The sequence below is a fragment of the Sphaerisporangium sp. NPDC005289 genome, assembly GCF_040607455.1.
GTDB classification, from domain to species: Bacteria; Actinomycetota; Actinomycetes; order Streptosporangiales; family Streptosporangiaceae; genus Sphaerisporangium; species Sphaerisporangium rhizosphaerae.
Window position 1 is genome coordinate 359,284 of the sequence record NZ_JBEXGS010000002.1, and the last position, 20,230, is coordinate 379,513.

The 20,230-nt window shown below is 73.2% G+C and carries 16 protein-coding genes; 9 read left to right on the forward strand and 7 right to left on the reverse strand.

From position 1 onward, the window contains the following. The first annotated feature begins 229 nt into the window (after window positions 1-229). Genes ABZT47_RS04390 through ABZT47_RS04405 form a run of 4 tightly spaced genes read left to right on the forward strand, consistent with a single transcriptional unit; the run spans window position 230 to window position 4,447 of the window. A complete protein-coding gene (locus tag ABZT47_RS04390) occupies window positions 230-904 on the forward strand; it encodes a response regulator transcription factor (protein WP_354836057.1) in 675 nt (224 codons plus the stop codon). After that, entirely contained in the window at window positions 894-2,279 is a 1,386-nt protein-coding gene (locus tag ABZT47_RS04395) for an ATP-binding protein (RefSeq protein WP_354836059.1), read from the forward strand. The genes ABZT47_RS04390 and ABZT47_RS04395 overlap by 11 nt, the downstream gene beginning before the upstream one ends. A gap of 55 nt (window positions 2,280-2,334) precedes the next feature. Then, complete coding sequence (locus tag ABZT47_RS04400) at window positions 2,335-2,964, forward strand: TetR family transcriptional regulator (RefSeq protein WP_354836061.1); 630 nt, start codon at window positions 2,335-2,337, stop codon at window positions 2,962-2,964. 58 nt (window positions 2,965-3,022) lie between these two features. Beyond that, complete coding sequence (locus ABZT47_RS04405; protein WP_354836063.1) at window positions 3,023-4,447, forward strand: aspartate aminotransferase family protein; 1,425 nt, start codon at window positions 3,023-3,025, stop codon at window positions 4,445-4,447. On the opposite strand, the gene folP is transcribed toward ABZT47_RS04405, so the two are convergent. Both folP and ABZT47_RS04415 read right to left on the reverse strand, forming a co-directional pair. Next, window positions 4,438-5,289: a dihydropteroate synthase gene (gene folP, locus ABZT47_RS04410; RefSeq protein WP_354836065.1), complete on the reverse strand. Its 852-nt coding sequence runs from the start codon at window positions 5,287-5,289 to the stop codon at window positions 4,438-4,440. The two genes, ABZT47_RS04405 and folP, sit on opposite strands and share 10 nt — an antisense overlap. A gap of 86 nt (window positions 5,290-5,375) precedes the next feature. Beyond that, window positions 5,376-6,245 carry a LysR family transcriptional regulator gene (locus ABZT47_RS04415; RefSeq protein ID WP_354836067.1) on the reverse strand — a complete coding sequence of 290 codons (870 nt, stop codon included), beginning with the start codon at window positions 6,243-6,245 and terminating at the stop codon, window positions 5,376-5,378. A 967-nt stretch (window positions 6,246-7,212) separates the two neighbouring features. Between ABZT47_RS04415 and ABZT47_RS04420 the strand changes: the two genes are divergently transcribed. Next, window positions 7,213-8,187 carry a neutral zinc metallopeptidase gene (locus ABZT47_RS04420; protein WP_354836069.1) on the forward strand — a complete coding sequence of 325 codons (975 nt, stop codon included), beginning with the start codon at window positions 7,213-7,215 and terminating at the stop codon, window positions 8,185-8,187. A 637-nt stretch (window positions 8,188-8,824) separates the two neighbouring features. Beyond that, complete coding sequence (locus ABZT47_RS04425; RefSeq protein ID WP_354836071.1) at window positions 8,825-10,378, forward strand: LCP family protein; 1,554 nt, start codon at window positions 8,825-8,827, stop codon at window positions 10,376-10,378. A 123-nt stretch (window positions 10,379-10,501) separates the two neighbouring features. Here ABZT47_RS04425 and ABZT47_RS04430 read toward each other — a convergent pair whose 3' ends face one another. Beyond that, window positions 10,502-12,550, reverse strand: coding sequence for a spermidine synthase (locus tag ABZT47_RS04430; RefSeq protein WP_354836073.1), 2,049 nt, complete (start codon window positions 12,548-12,550; stop codon window positions 10,502-10,504). A 529-nt stretch (window positions 12,551-13,079) separates the two neighbouring features. Between ABZT47_RS04430 and ABZT47_RS04435 the strand changes: the two genes are divergently transcribed. Continuing rightward, on the forward strand, window positions 13,080-14,444 hold the full coding sequence (locus ABZT47_RS04435; protein ID WP_354836075.1) for a S8 family serine peptidase: 1,365 nt from the start codon (window positions 13,080-13,082) through the stop codon (window positions 14,442-14,444). Window positions 14,445-14,496: 52 nt separating this feature from the next. Next, window positions 14,497-14,730 (forward strand): hypothetical protein, encoded by a 234-nt coding sequence (locus ABZT47_RS04440; RefSeq protein WP_354836077.1) that lies wholly within the window; start codon window positions 14,497-14,499, stop codon window positions 14,728-14,730. A 45-nt stretch (window positions 14,731-14,775) separates the two neighbouring features. On the opposite strand, the gene ABZT47_RS04445 is transcribed toward ABZT47_RS04440, so the two are convergent. The 4 genes from ABZT47_RS04445 to ABZT47_RS04460 all read right to left on the reverse strand — a co-directional run bounded on the left by ABZT47_RS04445 (window position 14,776) and on the right by ABZT47_RS04460 (window position 18,929). After that, the gene (locus ABZT47_RS04445) at window positions 14,776-16,281 is read right to left on the reverse strand and encodes a HAMP domain-containing sensor histidine kinase (protein WP_354836079.1); all 1,506 of its coding nucleotides are present in this window, start codon (window positions 16,279-16,281) and stop codon (window positions 14,776-14,778) included. Window positions 16,282-16,327: 46 nt separating this feature from the next. Then, entirely contained in the window at window positions 16,328-17,047 is a 720-nt protein-coding gene (locus ABZT47_RS04450; RefSeq protein ID WP_354836081.1) for a response regulator transcription factor, read from the reverse strand. An 80-nt stretch (window positions 17,048-17,127) separates the two neighbouring features. Next, window positions 17,128-17,970 carry a hypothetical protein gene (locus tag ABZT47_RS04455; protein WP_354836083.1) on the reverse strand — a complete coding sequence of 281 codons (843 nt, stop codon included), beginning with the start codon at window positions 17,968-17,970 and terminating at the stop codon, window positions 17,128-17,130. A 50-nt stretch (window positions 17,971-18,020) separates the two neighbouring features. Continuing rightward, window positions 18,021-18,929: an ATP-binding cassette domain-containing protein gene (locus ABZT47_RS04460; protein ID WP_354836085.1), complete on the reverse strand. Its 909-nt coding sequence runs from the start codon at window positions 18,927-18,929 to the stop codon at window positions 18,021-18,023. A 294-nt stretch (window positions 18,930-19,223) separates the two neighbouring features. On the opposite strand from ABZT47_RS04460, the gene ABZT47_RS04465 reads away from it, so the two are divergent. After that, complete coding sequence (locus ABZT47_RS04465; RefSeq protein WP_354836087.1) at window positions 19,224-20,093, forward strand: ion transporter; 870 nt, start codon at window positions 19,224-19,226, stop codon at window positions 20,091-20,093. The last annotated feature ends 137 nt before the right edge of the window (window positions 20,094-20,230 follow it).

Consider the following 20,230-nt stretch of genomic DNA (forward strand, 5'->3'; position numbering starts at 1 on the left):
ACTCCTCAACGGTAGTCGGCGGCGGGGGGCCCGCCGCTCGCGATCCGATACCGGAAGACTGCCGCGCGGGTCCTGTGCCCAGGCTGAGACGGCCTGAGAGGCTTCTCAGGAGCCGCCCGGGGCGGCCCGCGCCGCAGCTCGCGGGCGCGGCCGCCGGTTCCGGCCTCTCAGCGGGATCTCAGCCGGGACGGGCCAAGATGGGGGGACACATCGGCTGGGAGGGTGAGCAATGCGCGTGCTCGTCGTGGAGGACGAGAGGCGGATGGCCGCCGCGCTGCGGCGCGGGCTGCGCGCCGAGGGCTTCGCGGTCGATCTGGCCTACGACGGCGAGGAGGGCCTGCACCTGGCCCGTGAAGGCGACTACGACGTGGTCGTGCTCGACATCATGCTGCCCCGGCTGTCGGGCTACAACGTGTGCAAGCGGCTGCGCGCGGAGGAGAACTGGGTGCCGATCCTGATGCTGTCGGCCAAGGACGGCGAGTACGACATGGCCGACGGCCTCGATCTCGGAGCCGACGACTACCTGACCAAGCCGTTCTCGTACGTGGTGCTGGTGGCGCGGCTGCGCGCCCTGCTGCGGCGCGGCGCCCGCCGCCGGCCGCCGGTGCTGCGCTCGGGCGACCTCACCCTCGACCCGGCCCGGCGGTCGGTGTCGCGCGACGGCACGCCCATCGAACTGACGCCCCGCGAGTTCGGCCTGCTGGAGTACCTGCTGCGCCGCCCCGGCGAGGTGGTGTCCAAGGCCGAGATCCTCGAGCACGTCTGGGACACCTACGACACCGATCCGAACGTGGTCGAGGTCTACGTCGGCTACCTGCGCAGGAAGATCGACGTCCCGTTCGGGCGCAACGCCCTGCAGACGGTGCGCGGCGCGGGCTACCGTCTGGTCGGCGATGGCGGCTGACCCCCTGGCGTGGTGGCGGCGCAGGAGCCTGCGGTTCCGGCTGACCGCGGCGGCCTCGGCGGTGCTCGCGGTGGCCCTGGCGGCGGCGGCGTCGCTGCTGGTGGGCGTGCTCGGCCGGGCGCTGATCGGCTCCACCGACGGCATCGCCTACCAGCGGGCCCGCGAGGTGGCCGCGCTCGCCGACGACGGCCGGCTGTCCGACCCGGTCGCCGTCGCGGACGGCACGATCATCCAGGTGCTCGACGCGCATGGGCGCATCACCCACGTGACCGCCGGCGCCGACCGGCTGGTGCCGCTGGTGAGCGCCCGCGACCGCGCCACCTCGCCCGGTGAGGGGCGGGGCCGGTTCGTGGACGGCGACCTGTACGGCATCCCCGGGCCGCTGCGCGTGGTGGTGGTGCACGCCGACGAGGGCCGCACGGTGATCGCCGCCCGCTCGTTCAAGGACGTCGCCGACAGCCTCACCACGACCGTGCACATGCTGGTCATCGGCACTCCGATGCTCCTGGTGCTGCTCGGCGCGGCCGGCTGGCTGATCATCGGCCGCACGCTGCGCCCGATCACCGCGCTGCGCCGGGGCGCCGCCGAGATCAGCGGCACCGCCCGCGCGCACCGCCTGCCGGTGCCCGTGGCGCGCGACGAGGTGCAGGAGCTGGCGATCACGCTGAACGGCATGCTGGCCCGGCTGGAGGGCGCGGAGGCCTCGCAGCGGGCCCTCATCTCCGACGCGGCCCACGAGCTGCGCAGTCCCCTGGCCAGCATCCGCCTGCAACTGGAGGTCGCTCTCGGCCACCCTCCCGACGAGCAGGAGTGGCGCGAGACGGCCGAGGGGGTGCTGGAGGACACCTTGCGCCTGAGCCGCCTGGCCGAGGGGCTGCTCACGCTGGCCCGGCTGGACGAGCACCGCCGCCCGGCCCGCAGGCAGCCGGTGGACCTTGCCGAGCTGGTCGGCGCGACGGCCGGGCGCTACGACCCGGCCATGGTGAAGATCACGGGGGTCGAGCCCGCGGTCGTCGAGGGCGACGCCCTGGACCTCGGACGGGTGCTGGTCAACCTGCTGGACAACGCCGTGCGCCACGCCTGCGCCCGTGTCACCGTCGAGCTGCGCGCCCGCGGCGGCGAGGCCGAGGTCACGGTGACCGACGACGGACCGGGCATCCCCGAGGCCGACCGCGAGCGGGTGTTCAACCGGTTCACCCGCCTCGACAGCGCCCGCAGCAGCGACGACGGCGGGGCCGGCCTGGGCCTGGCGATCGTGCGCGAGACCGTGCGCGCGCACGGCGGAGCGGTGCGCCTGGAGGACGCCGGGCCGGGGGTGCGTGCGGTCGTACGGCTGCCGCTGAGCCGGCCCGTTCCAGGGCGCGCAAAACCATGACATGGTTCCATCAAGCGATCGCCCCGGCACGGATGGTGAGCATAGCGTCGGTTCTATGACCTCCGAGCGGGAAAGCGACCGCGAGCTGCTGATGCGCGCCGCCATCAAGCTGTTCGCGGCCTTCGGCTACGACGGGACGTCCTTGCAGCAGATCGCCGACACCGCCGGGTTCGACCTCGCCACCGTGGAAGAGATCGTGGGTCACAAGCGCGATCTCTACCTGGCGGTCGTGCGGCGGCTGTTCGAGCAGGAGCGGGCCGCGCGCGAGGCGGTCATGACGCAGTTCTCGACCGAGACGCCCGAGAAGACGGTGGAGTCGCTGCACCGGCTGCTGGACGACTATACGGAGTACACGCTCAGCAACCCGGAGCGGACGCAGTTGTGGGTGCACCGCTCCCTGCTGGACGCCGCCGACCTGGCCGAGCTTGAGGAACAGTTCATCCAGCCGATTTTGCAGATGGTGCTCGAGGGGGTCCAGCCGGCGCTGGAGAAGGGGTACATGGACCCTGAGGTCGACCTTGAGCTCGGGCTGTGGACGGTGATCTGGATGGTGCAGGGCATCACGACCCAGGCAACGGTGATGGGGCACATCCCCGGGCCGCCCGACGCCTGGCTGCTGGAGCGGTTCAAGCGGCATCTGCACCTGTTGATCGACCGCCTGTTCCGCCTGCCCGGAACCTCGTGATAACCTCCCACGCCGATCACGTGCGGCGACGCCGCACCATCTGGCGAGGGAGAACCGCGTGCTTCCCGAGAACGGCCGGACCTCCGAAGACCTGCTGGCGGAGATCTCCCTGCTGAGACGGCACGACCTGCAGGTGCGCGGCGGCAAGGTCACCGCCTACGTCTACGACACCGGGCGCCCGGAGGTGCACGACGCCGCGGCCCGCGCCTACTTCGAGATGCTCGAGGTCAACACCCTCGACCCCACCGCCTTCCCGAGCGCCGTCGCGATGGAGCGGCAGGTCGTGGGCGCGGTGGCCGGCCTGCTCGGCGGGGGGCCCGGCACGCCGGGCATCTTCACCAGCGGAGGCACCGAGTCGATCATGCTCGCGATGAAGGCCGCCCGGGACGCCCGTCCCGTCGCCGGACGTCCCCGCGTCGTCGTGCCGGTCACGGCGCACCCCGCCTTCCACAAGGCGGCGCACTACCTCGGCCTGGAAGTGGCGCCGGTGCCCGTGGACCCCGCCACCTTCCGCGCGGTCCCCGAGGCCGTGGCCGAGGCGATCACCCCGGACACGGTGCTGGTGGTGGCCTCGGCCCCGTCCTATCCGCAGGGGGTCGTCGACCCGGTCGCCGACATCGCGGCGATCGCGGCCGGACGCGGGGTGCTGTGCCACGTGGACGCCTGCGTGGGCGGCTGGTTGCTGCCCTGGCTGGCGGAGGCGGGGGCGAGCGTCCCGCCGTTCGACCTGTCGGTGCCCGGGGTGACGTCCATATCGTGCGACCTGCACAAGTTCGGCTACGCCCCGAAGGGCGCCTCGGTCGTGCTGTTCTCCGACCCCGCCCTGCGCCGCGCCGCCTACTTCGCCTCGGCCGCCTGGCCCGGCTACACGGTGATCAACGCGACCGTGCAGAGCTCGAAGTCGGCCGGGCCGCTCGGCGGCGCGTGGGCGACGCTGAACGCCCTGGGCCGCGAGGGCTACCTGGCCCTGGCCCGCGACACCCTGACCGCGACCCGGCGGCTGGCCGAGGGCATCGGCGCCATCCCAGGCCTGCGGGTGCTCGGTGAGCCGGAGGCCTCGCTGGTGGCCTTCGCGGGGGACGACGTGGACGTGTTCGTGCTGTCGGACGAGGCGCGCAAGCTCGGCTGGTTCCTGCAGCCGCAGCTTTCCTACGCCGGCATCCCGGCCAACCTGCACGTGACGGTGACCGGGGTGACCCTGGCGGGCGTGGAGGCGATGCTGGAGGTGATCGCCGCGTCCGCGGAGGCGGCGCGGGCGGCGGGCCCGCCGCGGGTGCCGGAGGGCCTGGCCGAGATCCTGGCCACTCTCGACCTGGACGCGATCGACGACGCCACCTTCACCGAGCTTGCCGCCTCGGTCGGCATCGACCTCGGCGGGGAGGGCCAGCCGGAGATGGCGGTGGTCAACGCGGTGCTGGACGCGCTGCCGGCCCCGGCTCGCGAGGCCATCCTGACCCGGTTCCTGTCGGTGATCTACAGCTGACCGCCCGGCGGGGGGCGCAGCGCGCCGACGGTGGCGAGCGCGGCGCGGGCCGAGGCGGCGTCGTGGACGCGGAAGACCCGCGCTCCCTGCCAGGCGGAGACGGCGAGCGTGGCGATCGTCCCGGCGTGGCGCTCGTCCACGGGGAGTCCGCCGAGCGTCTCGCCCACGAAGTCCTTGTTGGAGACCGCGACCAGCACCGGCCAGCCGGTGTCCACCAGTTCTCCGAGCCGGCGGCCGACCTCCAGGGAGTGCCAGGTGTTCTTGCCGAAGTCGTGCGCGGGGTCGATCAGGATGGCGTCCTCGCGCACCCCGGCGCGCACGGCCCGCTCGGCCAGGGCGACGGTGTGGGAGACGACGTCGGCGACCACGTCGCGGTAGCCGATGCGGTGCGGGCGGGTCCTCGGGATCACCCCGCCGGCGTGGGCGCACACCAGCCCTATGCCGTGCTTGGCCGCGACCTCGGCCAGGCCGGGGTCCGGTCCGCCCCAGGTGTCGTTGAGCAGGTCGGCGCCGGCGCCGGCCACCACCTCGCCGACCTCGGCCCGCCAGGTGTCCACGCTGATCACCAGGTCGGGGTGCGCCTCGCGCACGGCCGCCACCAGGTCGGCGACCCTGCGGATCTCCTCGGCGGGGTCCACGGTGTCGCCCGGGCCGGCCTTCACCCCGCCGATGTCCACGATGTCGGCACCGGCGGCGACCGCCTCGCCGACGGCGGCCAGGGCGGCGTCGAAGCCGAACGTCCTGCCCCGGTCGTAGAAGGAGTCGGGGGTGCGGTTCACGACGGCCATGACGGCGTGTTCGCCCGGCCGGAACTCGCGGTCGCGCAGGCGCAGAGTATGCATCGCCGCAAGCGTACGCCAGCTCCCCGCCGGCCGCGTCCGCACCGGCGGAGGCCGGCGCGAGCCGTTCGGGAACGCTCCAAAACGGCTCAGACGGCTGATCCGCTCTCGGCCACGGTGAGGAAGTCCTGCGCCATCGCGGGGATGCGCCTGCGCGTGTGCACCAGGGCGATGATGCGGCGCAGCGGCGGGTCCAGGGAGCGGACGACCAGCCCGGCCCTGAGGGCTTGGTCGGCCATCGTGCGGTAGCCGAGCAGGGACGCCGAGGCGGTGCGGACCGTGACGGGCCAGCCGCCGCGCTCGTCGGTCTCGGCGACCACGACCGGCCGCACGCCGTGGGTGGCGAACAGCTGCTCGAACTCCCGGCGCCGGGCGCTGCCGGGCTGGGGCAGGACGATGCGCATGCCGTTCAGGCGGCTCATCGCGACCGACCCGGGGAGGTCAAGGCCGGGCGGGGAGATGAGCACGATCTCCTGGCGTTCCAGGGGGTGGCTCACCAGGTCGGCCGGCACGGGCAGGTCGGTCAGGCCCAGGTCGGCGCGCTGCTCCCTGACCGCGTTCACCACGCCGTCGCGCCCGTCGCACCGGACGACCTGCACCCGCACCCCCGGGTGCTCGGAGACGTAGGCGGGCAGGAGCCGCCCGGCCAGCGCCGGCTCCAGGCTCGGCGGTGAGGCGACGCGCAGCTCGCCGGCGCCCGAATGGGTGTGCGTGGCCAGCGCCTCGATCTCGTGCACGGCGTCCAGCGCTTCCTTGGCGAGTTTGACGACGCGGCGTCCCTGCGCCGTCACGACCACTCCCCGGCCGGAACGCGCGAAAAGCGTCATGCCGAGTTCCCGTTCGAGGTCGCGAATCGCGCGGGAAAGCGCGGGCTGCGCGATGTAAAGCGATCGTGCCGCGTCGGTCATGGTGCGGTGCTCCGCAGTGGCGACCACATAACGCAGCTGCTGCAGATTCATGCATCGAAGCTAGGGCAGACCGGTCCGGCGATTCCGGACTATCGCAGAGATCACCTTGGATGATTTCAGAATGTAACCAGATACCGCGACATCCGTGACTACTGGGAATTGAGTACAGTTCTGCCCAAAATGATGCAGAATGTGGATCTTGTGACGGGGGAGAACGCTCGGTCTGGTGGGGCCGAGAAGGGGGCAGCCGGAAATGGCGAGTAACGGTCAGTATCCGAATCAATCGTCACCCGGCGGACGCCATCCGTATCCGCCTCCGCAAGAACCGGCATGGAACGGACCGCCCGGCGGCTCCCCCGCCGCGCCGCCGCCCCCTCACCCGGACGCCCCGGACGGCGGGTGGCAGCCCCGTGACTCCCGGCAGCCGCCTCCCGGCTACCCGCCCCAGGGGTACCCGCCGCAGGCGCCGCCGGGCTCGCGTCCGGCGCCCGGCGGCCCTCCCGCGCCGGGCCAGGGGCAGCCGCCGGGGCCGCAACAGCCGTACCGTCAGCCGTATCCGCCGCCGGGACCGGGGGCGCCGCCTCCGCAGGGCCCGCCACATCCCGCCGCGCCGCCCCCGGGGGGCGGCCCGCATCCCGGCGGAGGACCGTATCCGGGAGGGGGCCCCTATCCCGGAGGAGGGCCGTACCCGGGAGGAGGTCAGTACCCCGGAGGGGGCCCGCATCCCGGAGGAGGGCAGTACCCGCCGGGTGGCGGCCAGGCGCCGTACGCGCCGGGCGGGCAGCCGCAGCCGACCGGCCGGCCGCCGTTCCAGGGGACGCCTCCATACCCGGGCGGCCAGGCGCCATACCCGGGAGGGCAGGGCCCCCACCCGGGAGGACAGGGGCCGCTGCCGTCGCCCTCGCCCGGGTGGACGCCGCCCGGGCCGCCCCGGGGACCGCACGGGCCCTACGGGCCGAACTGGCGCCCGCCCAAGCGCAAGTCCAGCGGCGCGGCGGTCGCCGGCGGCCTTCTCGGCGTGATCGCCGCGGTGTTCGTGCTGCTGGTCATCGGCTCGGCGGCGTTGAAGAGCGCCCGGCACGCCGAGCCGCCCTCGCCGGTGGCGATCCCGACGTTCGCGGTTCCCACGTTCTCCCCGTACACCCCCAAGCCGTTCCCGACCTCGACCTCCGCCCCGACCTCGAACCCCCGGCCGACCAGGTCGTCCAGCGACTCCTCGACGTCCTCCGACACCGGCACGACGACCTCCCGGCCGCGGCTGAACACGACCCTGACCGGCAACACCCTCTACCGGGCCGGCAGCCTGCCGCGGACCGCCTGCCGCGCCACGGCTACCAACGTCTTCAACGACGCTCAGCTGAAGTCGCTGATCCTGAAGACGGGGCAGTGCATGAGCCGCACGTGGTCGGCCGCGCTCGGGCGGGTCGGCATCGACTTCGCGCCGCCGCACTACGCGATCACGGCGCGCGGCGGACGGGGCGCGTGCGGCGACTTCCCGCAGCGGGGCAGCATCGTCCCCTACTACTGCCCGCGCAACACGACGATCTACGCCTCGACGTCGGCGATGTCGCGCGGACGGGGCAACCAGCGCGGATACGGCTCGCTGTCGAGCTGGCACGGGGCGATCATCGGCATGATGGCCCACGAGTACGGCCACCACGTGCAGCAGTTGTCGGGGCTGGCGAACTCCTGGTGGAGCAAGACGCTGTCCTCGCGCACGCTGAGCGGCAGGCTGGCCCTGAGCCGCCGGTACGAGCTTCAGGCCAACTGCTTCAGCGGCATGTGGATGCGGTCGGTGGCCACCAGCTACCCGATCCCGCCGGTCCGCCGCAACAACCTGTTCTACTTCTTCTCCAACGTCGGCGACTGGCCGGGGTATCCACGCGACCACGGCAGCCCGCCCAACAGCGGCCGGTGGTTCCGGCAGGGGTACGAGCGGACCAAGGCCTACCAGTGCAACACCTGGCTGGCCTCCTCCTCCTCGACCTCCTAGCCCGACGTCACGGTGGTCGGAGCCTCGAAGGCGGCCCTCCCGGCGCGGAAGCGGACCGACCGCGCCGGGAGGCCATGGGCCCGCCGTCACGGGCGACCGTGCCGAGGGCCCGCGGATGGCCGCCGAACGGCTGTGGCTTCAGCTGCTTGTTACCGTCCGATTCCCCAATATTGGCTTTGCGTCAGTGATGTCCAGGTATGGGGGTTAGAATCCTGGGCATCCGTGAACCCGCGGGGGGCCAATGATGGGTTTCTCCTGGTTGACGGGAGAATCCAACCGTCATGAGGGAGCACGTGTGACCACGCCTCTTGGCCGTACCGCGGGAGAGGCGGACGGGGACGGCTCCGGCCAACCCGCGCCGGCGAACGGCTCCGCGCCACCCGTCTCCCGAGAGGGCCACGCGCCACCGGTTTCCTCCGAAGAGCACAGGCGATCCGCGTCCGCCGAGGGCCGCGCCCGGACGAGGTCCGGCCGTGAGGGCGACCCGCAGGATCCGCCCGCCGGGGACTCCGGCGATCGGGCCTCCGCCACGGACGCCCCGGCCCGGCAGCCCGCCACGAACGCCACAGGCCGGCCGTCCGCCACGGGCGCCCCGACCCGGCCGTCCGCCACGGGTGCGCCGGCCCGGCCGTCCGCGGTGGACGGCTCCGCGGGAAGCACAGGCGGCTCCGCGCGGGACTCCGAGGAGCGCAAGGCGGCCCTCCCCCGCTTCGCCAAGCCCCCGACGACCGGCTCGGTCATCGGCTGGACACTGCTGTCCACCGTCGTCCCGGGCGCGGCGCACCTGCGGGCCGGTCAGCGGCGCACCGGGTTCATCCTGCTCGGCGTCTTCGGCGCCCTCCTGGCGGCCGCCGTGATCTTCGCGGTGGTCATCGACGCCAATCTGGGCCTGGCCGTCAAGGACGGCGTCTGGGTGACCATCGTGGTCGCCGCCACGATCGGCGCGCTCGCCTGGTTCGCCCTGGTCATCACCTCCTACATCGCCCTCGGCCCCGACCGGCTCCCGCAGTCGGGGCAGGTGATCTCGGGCATCGTGGTCGGCATCCTGTGCGTGGGCGTGATGGGGCCCTTCGCCCTCACGGCCGGAGGCATGCTGACCGTGCGGCAGACCACCAACGACATCTTCCAGCCCGAACCGGGCACGAGCGTGGCCCCCGTCAAGCAGGAGGACCCGTGGAACGGCCGCCGCAGGGTCAACTTCCTGCTCATCGGCGGTGACGCCGCGGGCGACCGCACGGGCGTGCGCACCGACAGCATGACGGTGGCCAGCGTCGACGTCCGCACCGGCAACTCGGTCATGTTCAGCCTGCCGCGCAACCTGCAGTTCGTGCACTTCCCCAAGGGCGACCCGCTCGCCGCGCGGTTCCCGAACGGGTTCACCGGCGACTCTGGCCAGGGCCTGCTCAACGAGGTCTGGCAGTACGCCGAGGACCACCTCGGCAAGGGCAGGGGCCCGCGCGAGCTCAAGAGCGCCATCGGCTACACCCTCGGGATCAAGGTCGACTACTACGCGATCGTCGACATGTACGGATTCGCCGCGCTCATCGACGCGATCGGCGGGCTGAAGATCCGCGTCGAGCAGGACATCAGGTGGGGCGGCCACTTCGGCACCGCGGGCACGATCAAGGCCGGATACCAGCGGCTCGACGGCGAGCACGTGCTCTGGTACGGCCGCTCGCGGGTCGACAGCGACGACTTCTCGCGCATGTCCCGGCAGCGCTGCGTGATGGGCGCCCTGCTCAACCAGGCGACGCCCAGCGTGGTGCTCGCCAACTTCGGCAAGATCGCCACCGCGACGCGGCACCTGTTCCGCACCGACATCCCGCGCGACCTGCTGGAGCACCTCGTGCCGCTGGCGGTGAAGGTCAAGGACGCCAAGACCACCAGCCTGCAGTTCGTGCCGCCCACCATCTGGCCGGGCGCCGCCGACTGGGTGAAGATCCGGCGGCTCACCGTGCAGGCGGTCAAGGAGTCCGAGCGCACCGGGTCCGGCACCGTGGCCGCGGGCGCGACCGCCGCCGCGGCCGCGTCGGGGACCACCGGCGCGAGCGCGACGCCCTCCGGCGGCGGTTCCTCGGCGACGCCGTCCACCTCGCGCTCGGCGACGGCCCCCACTCCGGTCAGGACGCCGACGCCCAACCGGCAGAGCAAGGCGGCCGCCAAGAGCCTCAAGGAAGCCTGCGGTTTCTGACCCCCGCCGCTTCCGACGCCCGCCGTCGGCCACGCCCGGCAGGCGCGGGCGTCCGCCGATGCGACGACGGCCGTCCGCCTTCCGAGCGGACGGCCGTCATGGCGGAGCAGGGGACCCGGGCGCCTACAGGGCCCGTGCGGTGCGGGGCAGCAGGGCGAAGGCGCCCAGATAGAGCAGGCCGGCGACCACCAGCAGCCCCTCGTAGCCGATGACGAGCGAGAGGTACTCCAGGCACCCGCCGAGGATGGCGCCCAGCAGGTTGGCGCCGAAGGCGACCGTGGCGTCGGAGGTGTCGGCGAACCGCTTGGCGAACACGACGTTGGCCGCGAAGATGGGCAGGAAGGCCACCACCACCGCGCAGACCACCCGCAGCGGCACCGGCAGCCCGAGCAGCCAGGAGTTCGGCACCAGCGCGGCCAGCACCAGGCCGCCGAGCAGGATGGCGTACATCACCGGCAGCGGCGGCGTGCGGAAGCGCCGCGTCACCTCCACCGCGGCCAGCACCGCCACGAGCACCCCGGCGAAGACGATGGCGTTGACCACCCAGGTGGTGCCGAAAAGCAGCGCGAACCCGGTGACGTTCTTGGTCTCCAGCAGCAGGAACGACACCCCGAGCAGGAACAGGTCGGCGTAGGGGCGCATCCTGCGGAACGGCCCGGCGACCGCGCGCACCGCGACGATGCTGACCAGCAGGATCAGGCCGAGCGCGATCAGGTAGATGGACGGGATGTCGCGCCCGTGCAGGTAGAGGAAGGGACGGTCGTCCACGGCCGGGGGCGGGGTGTCGGCCTTGGCGCCGGCCCATTCGGAGGCGCAGCGCTGGGCGTCCGCGGTGACGCCCGCGGTGATGACCGCCTGCTGCCCCGAGCCGACCTCGTCGACGCACGGCTTGTGACCGAAGGCGGCCTGGGCGGTGGAGGCGAGCCGGTCGACCAGCCACTGTTCGCGGTAGTAGTTGTACATCGAGAACGCGCCGCCCGGCTTGAGGTGGTCGTGCGCGGCGCGCATGGCCTGCTGGGTGAACAGGTAGCTCTCCAGGCGCAGCGAACTCGCGCCGGACACCAGGGTGAGCGAGTCGGGCAGGGCGAACAGGATGAGGTCGTACTTCTTGTCGGTGCGTTCGAGGTAGGCGCGGCCGTCGGTGATGTGGGTGGTGACGCGCGGGTCCTGGTAGGGCCGGTCGGGGTGGTAGACGCCGCCCAGCTCTCTCAGCTTGGGGTCGATCTCGACCGCGTCGACGTGCTTGGCGCCCTTGGACAGCGCGATGGCCACGTCGGTCCCGCTGCCCGCGCCGACGATGAGCACGTCGTCGAGGTTCGCCGCCGACGCCGCGCGCTCGTAGGGCAGGGCGTACTGGCGCTCCCACTGCAGCCGGGCGGCGGCGGGGATGGCCTGCTGGTGCGGGATGCCGTTGACCGCGATGTCCATGATCGGCACATCGCCGAGGAAGTGCTGCTGGTAGGTGACCTTGTAGTACGGCGACCACAGCGCGCCCGCGGTGAAGGTCTCCACCGCCAGGGCCGCGATGACGACCAGGGAGGGGAAGGTGACCAACCCCAGGTAGCGGCCGATGGAGCGCGGCCGCAGCAGGACGCCGTAGGCGCAGGCGGCGATGATGCCCCAGGCGACCGGCGGCGCGCTTGCCAGCGACAACAGCGAGAACATGGCGATGCCGGTGAGGCTGCCGATCAGGTCGTAGCGGTAGGCCTCCAGCCGGGGCAGCTCGGGGAAGCATCGGCCGACCAGCTCGGCCGGCCCCATGAGCACCAGCGCCGCGGCGGCGAACACCACCGGCAGGATGGCCCAGGCGGGAGGGCCGCTGGTGGACAGGCTGGTGAAGTACAGCACGCCTTCGGTCTGGCGGTCCACGGTGACCGGGAAGTAGTAGACGATCAGCACCAGCGCGGCCAAGACGACCGGCGAGTAGTACGGCTGCCTCGTGGAGCGGCCGACGCGCAGGAAGCCCAGCCCGATGCCGAGGAACGAGCCGAGCAGCACGAAGTTGGTGAAGTAGCTGAGGTGGACGATGTTGGACCCCGTCCAGCGGATCAGCGCCAGTTCGAGGAACAGCATGAAGGCGCTGGCCACGATCAGTCGGGCCCGGACGGGGATCCAATGCTCTCCCGTCGCTCCGGAACCGGGACGGGATGGGGTATCTACCTCGGCGATCACGGGTCTCAAGGTAGTCAACCCCCGCCCTCCGCGAAAGCCTTACGCGCCACCGGACCGCCACCGGCCGCCGGCCCGTGCACCCGCGTGACGGCGGCGCAGCTCGCCGGCCCCGGCACGGCCCTCGGCCCGCACACCCGCTGAACGTTTCCCGTCCACCCGCATCCGCGCGCCGCCGCGCGCTCGAAGCCCCGGCTCTCACGACTCCCGGATGGACGCGGTCGCGGCCGGGCGGGTCCGGCGGCGAGCCGGCCGGCGGGCGGGCGGGCGGGGCGACGGCGACCGGACGGCGGCGAGGCAGGGGCGAGGCGGCGGGGAGGCGGCGACCCGGGTGGCGGGCAGGGGACGGCGCGGTGGGCGTGCCGAGAGGTGCCGCCGGGCGGTGGGCGGCGGCGAGGGCCGGGCGGCGGAAATTGGTTCGGCGAATCGCGGGGAATGCGGGGAGACACGGTATTTCTGCTGGTGGACGGGGGTGTCGTGGATACAGGAATGTGGTGGTGTCACGACTTGGCGATCTCAGGGTGGTGTCCTCATGCGGGTCCTGATCCAGCTCCGTCCCTCGCCCGACGTGGTCGCCGCCGTCGCGGCGCCCGACCTCACCGCCACCACCGCGGACGTCACCGACGGCCTCCCCGGGGTCGCGCTGGACCACTCCTTCACCCCCGTCGCCCTCCCCCGCGCCCACCCCGCCTCCGCCGGCGGCGACCCGCTGTCGCTGCACCAGCCGCTGGTGTTCTCCCTGGCGCCGGAGGAGGCGTCGGTCCTGGTCCGGGGCGAGATCGCCGACGACGAGAGCTCGGCGCGCATGGCGCTGCTGCCCGGCCGCGGCCGCGACGTCGTGGGCGTCTACGCCGACCCGCTCATCGAGACCAGCCTCACCTGCGGCGGCAGCCCGCCCGTCGGCACCTGGCAGGACGTGGCCCGCCTGCTGCGGGTGCCCGAGCTGCACGCCGAGGGCTACGACGGCGCCGGCGTGGCGCTGGCCGTCTGCGACACCGGCGTCAACGCCGCCCACGTGCGCGACCACCTCGGCAAGGACGTCACGGTCGACCGCGGGCGCAGCTGGAACCCCTCCGGCGTCACCGGCGAGCCGGGCGGGTTCGCGGTGGACCACGGCACGATGTGCGCCTTCGACACGCTGATCGCCGCGCCGCGCGCCACGCTGGTCGACGTGCCGATCCTGCTGTCGCGGCGGCAGGGCGGCACGGTCATGGACGGCCTGCTGTCGGACGCGGTGGCGGCCTTCGCCCACCTGCGCACGGTCCTGGACGCCCAGCCCGCCGACTCCCGCGCGCTGGTCGTCAGCAACAGCTGGGGCTCGTTCTCCCCGCTGTGGGACCTGCCGCCCGGGCAGCCGGGCAACTACTCCGACAACGCGGCCCACCCGTTCAACATCATCGTCGGCAGCCTGGAGCAGGCCGGGGCGGACATCCTGTTCGCGGCGGGCAACTGCGGCACCGAATGCAAGGACCGGCGGTGCGCCTATCCGGGCCGTCCCATCGTGGGCGCCAACTCCCATCCGCAGGTGCTGTCGGTCGGCGGGGTCGACACCAACGGCGAAAGGGTGGGGTACTCCTCCCAGGGCCCGGGGCGGCTCAGCGACCGCAAGCCCGACGTCTGCGCGTACACGCACTTCGCCGGGTCCAAGGCGTTCGGCGACGACGTCCCCGACTCGGGCACCTCGGCGGCCTGCCCGGTCGCCGCGGGCCTGGTGGCCGCGATCCGCACGCGCTGGCCGGCCTCGCGCATCTCCCCGAGCCAGTTGCGCACCCTGCTGCACCGCACCGCCGAGGACCGCAGCACCGTGGGCTTCGACTATGACTACGGGTACGGCGTCGCCGACGCCGCGGCGCTGGTCGCGGCGCTGCGCCGCCGAGCGGAGCGTCACCGGCTGTGACGAGGCGGGGGCGACGTGTACGGGCGGGGCGGGGACGCGTAGCGTGGGCCGCATGGTCCTGGTCACCGTGGAGCTGCCGCCGGCGGAGGCGACCCTCGAGGAAGCCATGCGCAGGCTCGGCCTGAGCGAGGAGGAGGTGGACACCGCCTACGGGCTGGTGCCGCTCGACCCGGGCCAGGGGCTGTACGCCGTGCGCGTCACCGAGCAGGCCGGCCAGCGCGTCACCCCGCCCGGCGAGGGCCCCTTCGCCGACCCCCCGATCGAGCCCTACGGCCCACCACAGTGATCCCCCCTGCCCGCGTGCCGCCGGAGGCGTGAAGGCCCGCCGGCTTCAGCGCGCGAGGGGCAGGACCAGTGTGAACGCGGCGCCGTGACCGGGGGTGGTGCGCAGGGTGACCCGGCCGCCGTGCGCCGCCGCCATCGACTGCGCGATGGCGAGGCCGAGGCCCGCCCCACCGCCGCCCGATCTGCTCCGCGAAGCGTCCGCGCGGTAGAACCGGTCGAACGCCCGGGCGGCCTGTTCCGGGGTCAGGCCGGGCCCGTCGTCCTCGACCACCAGGACGGCCTCGGAGTCCACCGTCCCCACGCCGACGCGCACGCGGGTGCCGGCGGGCGTGTGCGCCACGACGTTGCCCACCAGATTGCTCACCACCTGGCGCAGGCGCGCCTCGTCGCCGAGCACCGGCGCCGAAGCGGGCGGGCCGCCGCCGGGGCCGGTCAGCTCGACCGGCCGGTCGCGGGCGAGCGCCCTCAGATCCAGGCGCGCGTCGGCGGCAAGGGTCCGCAGGTCCATCGGCGCCAGGTCGAGGGGGAGCGCATCCCCGCCATCGTCCAGCCGCGCGAGCAACAGCAGGTCGTCGACGAGGCGGGCCAGGCGGCCCGACTCGCTCTCGATGCGGGCCATGGCGAGCCCGACATCGCTCAGACCGCCCATGCGATACAGCTCGGAGAACCCTTTGATGCCGAACAGCGGGGTGCGCAACTCGTGGCCGACGTCGGCGACGAACCTCCGCAGCCGCGCCTCGGAGTCGGCCCGCGCGGCGAACGCCCGCTCGATCTGGGCGAGCATGCCGTTGAGCGAGGCGGAGAGGCGGCCGATCTCGGTCGCGGGCCCGGCCACGCGGGGAACCCGCCGGGCCAGGTCTCCCGAGGCGATGGCCGCCGCGGTGTCCTCGATGCGGCGCAGCGGGCGCAACCCCGCCGTGATCGCGAACCAGCCGCACAGCGTGAGCAGAACAAGCAGGACCGACCCGGCCCCCAGAAACGCAGCCCGCAGCCGCCCGACCGTGGTGGAGACGGCTTCGAGCGACGCCGCCACGACGACGCTGCCCCCGTCCCCCAGCGGCGCGGCGCCCCCGGGCGGCCGCACCGGCCGAGGCACGGCGACCACGCGCCATCGTCTCGTGCCTCCCAGGCCGCCCACCTCGAACGGACGCCGTCCGTGCCGGGCGACCGCCGCGGTGTCCAGAACCGGCAGAGCGGGCCCGCCGGCGACCGAGCCGCCCGGAACGCGGGTCTGGCTGCGGACCGTGCCGTCGGCGGCGAGGTCGGCGAGGTGGATCTCGGTGATCAGATCGAAGTTCGCGGCGAGCGCCCGCCCGCCCAGGGGACCGGACCCGTCCTGGTCACGGCCGGCGCCCGGGAGTCCCGCGGGCATCAGCGCGGCCAGGCCGCCGAGCGCGCGCAACTGCCGGTCGACGCGGTCCACGAGGTTCGCGCGCAGGAGGCCGATCACGATGGACCCGCCGAGCACGAGCCCCACCGCCAGCAGAACGCTGGTGATGAACAGCAGCCGTGCGCGCAACGACACCCGCCCGAGCCGGCCCGGCGCGCTCACAGGACCCCCGCCACCGCGCGCCGGACGCGTGGGACGCGTGCCCGGCTCACCGGGACTCACGGAGCACGTAGCCCACCCCGTGGATGGTGTGGATCAGCTTGGGCCCGGCGGAGTCGAGCTTGCGGCGCAGATAGCTGACGTAGGTGTCGACGATGCTCGCGTCTCCGGCGAAATCGTATTGCCACACGTGGTCGAGGATGCGTGCCTTGGACACGACCCTCCCCGCGTTGACCGCCAGGTAGCACAGCAGCCGGAACTCGGTGGGCGACAGCCGCACGGGCCGCCCCGCCCGCGTGACATGGTGCCCCTCCGGGTCGACTTCCAGGTCCCCGATGACCAGGGTGCCTGCGCCGGGCGAGCCGGTGCGTCTCAGGATCGCCCCGATACGCGCGATCAGCTCCTCCAGGTCGAACGGCTTGGTGACGTAGTCGTCCCCGCCGAGCGTCAGGCCGGTCACCTTGTCGGCCGGCGAGTCCCGGGCGGAGAGGAACAGGACGGGAACCGGCGGCCTGACCAGGTCGCGCAGCCGCCGCACGACCTCGAACCCATCCAGATCGGGCAACATCACATCGAGGAGCACCAGGTCGGGCGGCTGGTCACGCGCCGCGGCGAGGGCCTCGGCTCCGGTGGCGGCCGAGGTGACGGTGAAACCCGCGAAGCGCAGGGTCGCCGACAGCAACTCGCGCACCGTCGGCTCGTCGTCCACGACCAGCAGCCGCTCTCCCCGCCGCCGGCGGACGCCCGGCCCCTGCCCATCCCGCTCCATCTCCGCCTCCTGTCTCGCGGACCGGCCACCGCACGGCCACCGCACGGTCGCCCCACGCCGTCCGCCCGTGGCGACGGGCGTCAGGCGTCGCGCCTCCGGAAGACGGCGGCGGCCACGAGCAGGGCGACGGCGACGTATCCGCAGAACACCGCGTACCCCGTCCAGGGTGACAGCAGGTCGAACCGGTCATGCACGCTCACCAGCCGCCCTCCCGCCGGCGTCGGCCAGTACTTCGTCACGAAGGACGCCAGCCATGCGGGGAAGACGGGGGCCATCGACGGCACCAGGGCGGCGATGACGACCAGGACGGCGAGCCCGCCGGAGGTGACCCGTACGAGGAACCCGATCGCCAGCCCGAACAGGCTCATCGTCGCCATGAGAAGGCCCGCGCCCACCATCGCCCGCGCTACGCCCGGCTGCCCGAGGTCGTAGACGGGCACCGCCCGCGCGGCCAGCACGGCCCTGCCGGTGAAGTAGACGGCCCACACTGCCACCTCGCCGACCACGAAGGCCATGGCCGCGCAGACCACCGCCTTGGCCGCCAGCAGGCGCCCCCGCCGCGGCGCCGCGACCAGAACGCCGGGCAGCGTCCTTGTGACGTACTCCACCGTGACGGTGCGCATGCCCAGGTATCCGACCAGCAACTGCATGAAGAAGAGCGCGCGGAAGGTCATGCCGAAAGGATCGAAGTCCCCACGCTCGGCCACCGTGGCCGTCGTGTACTCCCGGGCCCCCGCGCTCGCGAACAGGACGCCGAACAGCGCGCCGATCGCCACGACGGCGATCATGACACACCAGGTGGACCGGATGGTGCGCGCCTTGGCCCACTCCGAGCTGAGCACGTCGCCGAACCTCTGCCGCTCGTGCACCGCACCGCCTGCGCGGGCCATGCCGTGCCCCCGCCGTTCCCGCCGTTCGCTCACAACGCCCCTCCGTTCACCATGCGTCCCTGTACCGTCCCTGCGCCGTCCGCTCACCGCGCCGCCCCGTCCGCCACGCCGTACTCCACGCTGTCGCGCGTCAGCTCCATGAACGCCTCCTCGAGCGAGGTCCGCAGCGGCGTGAGCTCGTACAGGACCACACCCGCGGCCGCCGCGACCCGTCCGATCTCCTCGGCCGCCATACCGCTCACGACCAGGCCGTCTGAGGCTTCCCTCCGCACGTCCGCCCCGGAGGCGCTCAACGTGCGGGCGAACTCCTCCGCGCCAGGAGTGCGGACGCGGACCTCGCCGGACTTCACGAACGTGTCGGCGGCGATGTCGGCGATCAGCCGGCCGCGCCCGACGACGACCAGGTGGTCGGCGGTGAGCGCCATCTCGGCCATCAGATGGCTGGAGACCAGGACCGTGCGCCCTTCGGCGGCCAGGTCGCGCATCAGCGTGCGGATCCACACGATGCCTTCGGGGTCGAGCCCGTTCACCGGCTCGTCGAAGACGAGCACCGCCGGGTCACCCAGCAGGGCGGCGGCGATCCCCAGCCGCTGGCTCATACCGAGAGAGAAGCCACCGGCCGCGCGTCGCGCCACCGACGCCAGCCCGGTCAGCTGGAGCACCTCCTCGACACGTGTGCGGGATATCCGGTTGCTGAGTGCGAGGCACGTCAGATGGTCCCGGGCGGTCCTGCGTGGGTGCACGGCTCCGGCGTCGAGCAGAGCGCCGACCGCGCGCATCGGCGCCGGCAGGTCGGCGTACCGGGCGCCCAGCACCCGAGTGTGGCCGCCGCTCGGCGCGTCGAGTCCCAAGATCATGCGCATCGTGGTCGTCTTGCCCGCCCCGTTCGGGCCGAGGAAGCCGGTCACCGCGCCCGGCCTGACGTCGAACGTCAGGTCGTCCACCGCCGTCACCCGGCCGAAGCGCTTGCTGAGTCCCCTTACCTCGATCATCGATCTCCCTTCGCGTGGCGGAACTCCTGGCGGGAAAGCCTGGGCCACCCGCCTGAGCGGCGCCGGGGAGGTCCTGGGAGATCTCTGTGAGCCGACGGGCCCGAACGGGCCGACCGTCGGTCCGCCATGTGCCGTTTCCCGCGCCGTCCACGACATGGTTCCCAGATCATTCCAAGAACCGGCGGCGTGCCGGCCTTGCCTGAGTGACGCGGACGGCGCCCCGGACGTGGGGCATCCGCGCAGACTCTAAGATCTTGCGCGACCGGTCCACCGACCCCTGGAGTGCTCGCCCCCATGCGTGAACGTGTCCGCCGTGTCATCGAGTCGGCGTGGTTCCAGCGCGCGATCATCGTCGTGATCGTGGTCAACGCGGCGACCCTGGGGGTGGAGACCTCGCCGGAGGCGACGGCGGCGTACGGCTCGGTGCTGCACGTGGTGGACCACGCCGCGCTGTACGTGTTCGTCGCCGAGCTGCTGGCGAAGATGTACGTCTACCGGGCGCGGTTCGTGCTGGACCCGTGGAACCTGTTCGACACGGTGATCGTGGCAGTGTCGTTCCTGCCGACGGCGGGCGGGCTGTCGGTGCTGCGCGCGCTGCGCATCCTGCGCGCGCTGCGGCTGATCTCGGTGGTGCCGAGCCTGCGCCGCGTGGTGGCGGCCCTGCTCACGGCGATCCCGGGGATGACCTCGATCGCCATGCTGCTCGGGCTTGTGCTCTACGTGGCCTCGGTGATGGGCACCAAGCTGTACGGCGCGACGGCGCCCGAGTACTTCGGCGACCTGCCGACGTCGCTGTTCACGCTGTTCCAGGTGATGACCGGGGACGGCTGGTCGGACATCAACCGGCGCGTCATGGAGCAGCACCCGTCGGCATGGGCGTTCTTCGTGGTGTTCGTGCTGATCTGCACCTTCGTCGTGCTGAACCTGTTCATCGCCGTGGTGGTGAGCGCGATGGAGGAGGAGCACCAGCGCGAGCGCGACGAGAGCCCCGCCCAGGCCCCGGACGAGGCGGTCCAGGGCATCGCCGGCCCCATGGCGCGATCCCCGGCCACGGGGGATGACCCCGTCGCGGGGGTCGCCGCCGAGCTGGCCGCGCTGCGCGCCGAGATCGCGGCGCTCCGCGCGGCCCTCCCCTCTCGCGAGGACGCCCCCACCCTGCGCTGACAGCGCACTCCTGACGCCGAGCGCCATACCGGCCACTCCTGACGCCGAGCGCCATACCGGCCACTCCTGACGCCGAGCGCCACGCCGGCCGGACCTGCGGTGAGCGCCACGTGGGCGCGCCGGCCCCGCGCCGAGCG